Origin of the sequence: Sulfitobacter sp. HI0129 (assembly GCF_001635395.1) — a bacterium.
Classification (GTDB): Bacteria; Pseudomonadota; Alphaproteobacteria; order Rhodobacterales; family Rhodobacteraceae; genus Sulfitobacter.
In genome coordinates, this window is the sequence record NZ_LWGH01000483.1 from 1 (window position 1) to 4924 (window position 4924).

5 protein-coding genes are annotated in these 4924 nt (G+C 65.1%); 1 reads left to right on the forward strand and 4 read right to left on the reverse strand.

What is annotated here, in order from left to right; all coding sequences use genetic code 11:
- The 4 genes from A3764_RS13180 to A3764_RS13190 all read right to left on the reverse strand — a co-directional run.
- A partial coding sequence (locus A3764_RS13180) for a hypothetical protein (RefSeq protein WP_067951656.1) occupies positions 1-375 on the reverse strand: 375 nt, incomplete at its 3' end.
- A 99-nt stretch (positions 376-474) separates the two neighbouring features.
- A complete protein-coding gene (locus tag A3764_RS25705) occupies positions 475-633 on the reverse strand; it encodes a chitin-binding domain-containing protein (RefSeq protein ID WP_201722151.1) in 159 nt (52 codons plus the stop codon).
- A gap of 422 nt (positions 634-1055) precedes the next feature.
- A complete protein-coding gene (gene purB, locus A3764_RS13185) occupies positions 1056-2360 on the reverse strand; it encodes an adenylosuccinate lyase (protein WP_067921693.1) in 1305 nt (434 codons plus the stop codon).
- 143 nt (positions 2361-2503) lie between these two features.
- The gene (locus tag A3764_RS13190; protein ID WP_067921696.1) at positions 2504-3718 is read right to left on the reverse strand and encodes a bifunctional alpha/beta hydrolase/OsmC family protein; all 1215 of its coding nucleotides are present in this window, start codon (positions 3716-3718) and stop codon (positions 2504-2506) included.
- Between the two features lie 135 nt (positions 3719-3853).
- On the opposite strand from A3764_RS13190, the gene A3764_RS13195 reads away from it, so the two are divergent.
- Positions 3854-4924, forward strand: a 1071-nt coding sequence (locus A3764_RS13195; RefSeq protein ID WP_067951657.1) for a trans-sulfuration enzyme family protein, incomplete at its 3' end; no start/stop codon positions are given.

The following is a 4924-nucleotide window of genomic DNA, read 5'->3' on the forward strand; positions in this document are numbered from 1 at the left end:
GGACCGGGCGAGGATATTGCCGGGATTCCGGGTCAGCGCCACCCGGTAATAGGCCATGCCGCGCTCCAAGTCGCCCATCTTGCGCGTCGTGAAGCCAAGGTAGGTGAGCGTCCGGTCGTCATCCTGCGGCATCGCGGCCAATACTGTCTGTGCTGCGTCGTACTGGCCCGCGTGGGCATAGGCGCGCACCGCCTCGTACCGGTCCTGAAGTTGAAGGCTGCTTTCCTTTGCGTCCACGCAGGTCTTGGTCTTCTTGTCGTAGACCTGCCCGTTTTCGCATTTCGGCTTCGATGGTGCCGTTTCATTCCCGCCGCCTGCGGCAAGAAGGCCGGTGGGCAGGCTCAGGGCGAGGGCGGCGGACAGCAGGATGCGCATGGGGTTCCTCCGTGATGCTGAACCCAAGCTAGCAGGAGCGCGCTGCCGGTAAAGGGTCGCCGCCCTGCGGGCATGTCACTTCTTCGTGGTGCCGCGTGTTCAGGCGGTGGTGTCGGCGACGCAGGTGCCTGTCTGCGTGTCATAGACGCTGCCTTCAGCACAGGATTGGGCCTGCGTATCATGCGTGCCGCAGCTTGCATATGCGAAGGCCGGGAGCAGGGTGAGGAGGAGGGCAGTGAAAATGGATTTGAGGGTCATTCTGCATATCCTTTCCGGTTCTGTCCGGGAGGATACCGCAAGAAAAGCATTTCGCAAAATCCGAAGTATGGGCTTCGTCGGGGAAAGGAGACCAGGGTACCGCGTGCAAGTCAGTTACCGGGTGTGTTGCAGATTGAAATGCGGCGAGGGCAGGGGAGGAATTAAAGGTGACAGTGCTTCACAGGGCCGCGCCTGACCGCGGGTGGGCGCTGCCGACTGACAAGACTGCCACTTTATGGTGCCACCATGTCTCCGACGTTTTGAAGGTAATCAGAGGGTGCCGAAGCGCCCGCCCATGGGGCGGTCGGGCGCTGCCCGGCGGCGCGATGCGCCTTGATTCCGGGCGGGGGCGAGGATCATCAACCGCCCCCGCGCCACACATCGGCAAGGGATTTGCGGGCCTCAGGGGCCCGCGTCCAAAGTCAGCTTCCGAAAACGCGCGCGAAGATCGTATCCACGTGTTTGGTATGATAGCCGAGGTCGAATTTCTCTTCGATCTCCTCCGCGCTGAGGGCGGCCAGCACGTCCTTGTCGCCCAGAAGCTCGGTCTTGAAATCCTTGCCCTCTTCCCAGACCTTCATGGCGTTGCGCTGGACCAGCTTGTAGGCGTCCTCGCGGCTCACCCCGGCTTGTGTCAGCGCCAGCAGCACCCGCTGGGACATCACCAGTCCGCGGAACTTGTTCATGTTCGCCAGCATGTTGTCGGGATAGATCACCAGCTTGTCGATCACCTGCGTCAATCGTGCGAGGGCGAAGTCGAGCGTGATCGTCGTGTCAGGCCCGATGTTGCGCTCCACCGAGGAGTGGGAGATGTCGCGCTCATGCCAGAGGGCGACGTTCTCCATCGCGGGCACGACGGACATGCGCACGAGGCGGGCGAGCCCGGTGAGGTTCTCCGTCAGCACCGGGTTGCGCTTGTGCGGCATCGCGCTGGAGCCTTTCTGGCCCGCGCTGAAGAATTCCTCCGCCTCCAGCACCTCGGTCCGCTGCATGTGGCGGATCTCGGTGGCGATGTTCTCGATACTGCTGCCGACGACGCCAAGGGCCGCGAAAAAGGCAGCGTGACGGTCGCGCGGGATGACCTGGGTGGAGATCGGCTCCGGCTCGAGGCCCAGTTTCTCGCAGACGTGTTCCTCCACCCGGGGGTCGATATTGGCGAAGGTGCCAACGGCGCCGGAAATGGCACCGGTCGCGATTTCGCTGCGCGCGGTCTGCAGCCGGCGCAGGTTGCGGTCCATCTCTGCGTAGAAGCGGGCGAAGGTCAGGCCCATGGTCGTCGGCTCGGCGTGGATCCCGTGGGAGCGCCCGATGCGGACCGTGTCCTTGTGCTCCATGGCGCGGCGCTTCAGCGCGGCGAGCAGGCCTTCCATATCCGCGATCAGGATGTCGGCGGCCCGGGTCAGCTGCACGTTGAAGCAGGTATCCAGCACATCCGATGACGTCATCCCCTGATGGACGAAGCGCGCCTCCTCGCTGCCGACATGTTCCGCCAGATGGGTGAGGAACGCGATCACGTCATGCTTGGTCACGGCCTCGATCTCGTCGATGCGGGCCACGTCGAACTCCACATCCTTCGCTTTCCAGACCGCATCGGCATTCGCGCGCGGAATGACGCCCAGATCGGCCATGGCATCACAGGCGTGGGCTTCGATCTCGTACCAGATGCGGAACTTCGTCTCGGGCGACCAGATGGCAACCATTTCGGGGCGGGAATAGCGGGGGATCATGGAACTGCGGCCTTTCGTGAGGTGCGTGCGGTTGCGCGCGCAATAGACCGACGGGACCGCGAGAACAAGGCCGTGGCCCCGGGGCGCCGGGTGCGGGTCGGGGGCCAGCCCCCGGACCCCCGGGATTTTTCGCCATTTGGAAGTCAGTCGATCAATTCGGTTTCCACGTGGGAGGCGCGTTCGAGCGTACGGTGGACGGGGCATTTGTCGGCGATTTCCAGCAGCCGCGCGCGCTGGTCGTCAGACAGATCGCCCTCCAGCCGGATGCGGCGACGCCATGTATCCACCTTTTCGGTGCCTTCGGCTTCGGCGTCCTGCCGGTGCACCTTGTCATGGCACACATCGACGGCGACATGGGTGAGGGGCCATTTCTTGCGCCGTGCATACATGCGGATCGTCATGGATGTGCAGGCGCCCAGCCCGGCGGAGAGGAAGCCATAGGGCGTCATGCCCTGGTCGGTGCCGCCGTAGGCTTCGGGCTCATCGGCCAGCACGTGGTGGTGAGGGCCTGCATTCACGTCCTGCAGAAAACCGCTCGGATCGGCTTCGGCCACGCGGATGATGCCTTCGGGGGCGCCGGGTGGCGGGGCGGGCGGGAACAGGTCAAGATAGCGCGACGCCCAGGTGGCGATCACCTCGGCGGCATATTCGGCGTCGGCGGCATCCGTGATCAGGTGATCCGCCGAATCGAGCGAGACGAAGCTTTTGGGGTGGCGCGCGGCCATGAAAATCCCGCTCGCGTTGTCGATGCCCACGATGGCATCGCGGGGGGCATGCATGACCATCAGCGCCACCCGCAACTCGTGGATCGCCTGTTGGAGCTTGTCCTCCGCGACATCCTCGACAAAGGCGCGGCCGATGGTGAAGGGGCGGCCCCCCAGGTCGACCTCTGCCTGACCGTCGCGTTCGATGGCCTCGAGCGCATCCGCGAAATTATGCGTAACATGGCTCGGGTCCGCGGGGGCGCCCAGCGTGGCCACCGCCTTGATCCCCGACATACGGCCCGCTGCCTTCAGCACCGCCGCACCGCCCAGCGAATGGCCGATCAGAAGGGTGGGGGCCATGTCCTGCGCATCGAGGTATGCGCAGGCGGCGAGCAGATCGTCGACGTTGGAGGTGAAGGTGGTATTGGCGAATTCCCCTTCGGAATGGCCGAGCCCCGTGAAATCGAAGCGGAGCACGGCGATCCCCATGCTCGCCAGTCGGCCCGCGATGCGCCGCGCTGCCGGGATGTCCTTGCCGCAGGTGAAGCAATGGGCAAAGAGCGCGGTGGCCAGATGCGGGCCGTCCGGAAGATCGAGCCGCGCGTCGAGTTCGTTGCCGTCGTGTCCGGTAAAGCGAATGCGTTTCGTGGGCATGGGAATTCCCTTTCCTGCTGTCCCCTCAGACTGGACCTGCCGGAGGCCAAGTCAACCCGGGGGCGGCGGTTGCGGTTTGCCAAGGGCCGCGCCCGGGTGTACCGCTTTGCCGAACAGGTACGGAAAGCCCTTCATATGACGGATGATTTTGAACGCAGATTGCACCCGGCGACCATCGCCGCCCATGCGGCGGGCGCCACGGACGACGCCACGGCGGGCGTGGTGCCGGGTATTCATCCCGCCACGACCTTTGCCCGCGACAGCGACTACGGGTTGCGCAATGCCGATAACACCTATCTGCGCGGTGACAATGAAAACGTCCGCATCGCCGAACGTGTATTGAACCGGCTGGAAGGGGCGGAAGATACGCTGCTTTTCCCCTCCGGCATGGCGGCGGTGGCGGCTGCTTTCCGGACGGTACCGAATGGCGCCTCGGTATTGGTGCAATCGCAAATTTACTGGGGTACGACCAAGTGGATCCGGGATTTCTGCAATCGGCGCGACATTGCGCTGCATGAGGTCGACGCCTCCGATACCGCGCTGCTGGAACAGGCCTGCCGCACCCATCGTCCCGCACTGGTCTGGATCGAGACGCCATCGAACCCGTGGCTGCGGATCACCGACATCGCTGCCGCCGCGCGGGCGGCGCATGAGGTGGGCGCGATCCTTGCCGTGGACAGCACCGCCGCCAGCCCGGTGCTGTCGCAGCCGCTGGCCTTCGGCGCGGACCTCGTGATGCATTCGGCGACGAAGGGGATCAACGGTCATTCCGATGTGCTCGCCGGGTCGCTTTCGACCGGTCGGGCGGACAGCGCATTCTGGCAGGAGATCAGGGAAGATCGGACGGGCGCGGGCGCGGTGCTGGGGCCTTTCGAGGCGTGGCTACTGACCCGGGGGATGCGGACCCTGCCGCTACGGATGGAACGCATGTCGCGCAGCGCGATGGTGCTTGCGGAGCGGCTGGCCGATCATCCGGCGGTGACGCAGGTGCTTTACCCGGGCCTGCCGGATCATCCGGGCCACGAACTGGCGGCCCGGCAGATGTCGGGCGGTTTTGGCGGGCTGCTGTCGATCGTGGTCGAAGGCGGGGCGGAGGCGGCGCTGCGCACCGCGGGGCGGTTGCGGCTTTTCCATCGGGCGACGTCACTCGGCGGGGTCGAAAGCCTTGTGGAGCATCGCCACACGATCGAGCCGCACACGGGCATT